At 38.9% G+C, this 954-nt stretch carries 1 protein-coding gene; it reads right to left on the bottom strand.

All coding sequences use genetic code 11. The annotated features are described in order from the left end of the window. Positions 1–10: 10 nt before the first annotated feature. Positions 11–868 carry an IS982 family transposase gene (locus AC4HAL_RS10990; RefSeq protein ID WP_491094187.1) on the bottom strand — a complete coding sequence of 286 codons (858 nt, stop codon included), beginning with the start codon at positions 866–868 and terminating at the stop codon, positions 11–13. Between the last annotated feature and the right edge of the window lie 86 nt (positions 869–954).

The raw sequence follows: 954 nt of genomic DNA, 5'->3' as shown, positions 1-954 counted from the left end.
ACCCGTGGTGCTAGTTAAAAAATCTTAAGTTATAGGTAAAGATTGCCTGCTCTAACCATAGTTCTAGACCTTTTAAGCTTCTCACCAATGGTCTTTCGATATCAAACTCAGAACATAAAACTGAAAATCGTGTTTCAATGGTTCTTCTTTCAGCCTGGAGCCTCCAGTGATTATGCTTCTTGGCATTGGTCATGTTACGCCTCAAAGGTGTCCAAAAACAGTAGCCTTTCTGAGTTAGAGTCTGTTTTAAAGTCTTACTAAGGTAACCCAAGTCTGCTAACACCACAGGAAAAGTTGTATTCTCAAGCAGTTCTTCAGCGACCTGACGATCATGAACAGAAGCGGGTGTTACAATATAGTTCACAATAAAGCCTGACAAGGCTACCAGCATATGAGCTTTAAAGCCATAGAACCACATCTTTTTTGAAGGATTATAGGAAATCGTCGCTTGATCCCTAAAAATGCGAACCTTGTAGTTGCGAGCTGGCCAACAAACCGGTATGGGGAAACTATCCATAATGACAATATCATCCTTCTGGAATTGTTTCGTCATTCCTTGATGAATGAGCTTTAATAAAGGGATGAGATAGCGAGCTCTTCGATAAAAACGTGTTCGCTCCAATCCTGTTTTTATAAGAAATACTTGGCATAGTTGATAAAATCGGCGTTGAGATTTGATACCAAGTTCAGCTTGAAGCACTAAAAGAACAAGAATGGCATCGTCATTAACCTTACAATAGTGAACATTTCGCCGCTGTGTCAGTTCTTTAGGGGCATAGTGGCGATAATAGTAAGAACAGATGAATTTTAATTGTGTCATACTGTATTGTAAGTGATGATGTTTAGCGGTATAATGTAAGTGGTTCATTTGGATAACTCCTGTTCGTTTGATCACTAACAGCATAATCCAAATGGACTTTTTTGTGAACTAAAAAATAAACTAGCACCACGGGT

This window comes from Streptococcus sp. ELY_125, from assembly GCF_058314535.1.
The sequence above is the reverse complement of the archived record's forward strand: the minus strand, read 5'-3'. Positions and strand labels throughout refer to the sequence as shown.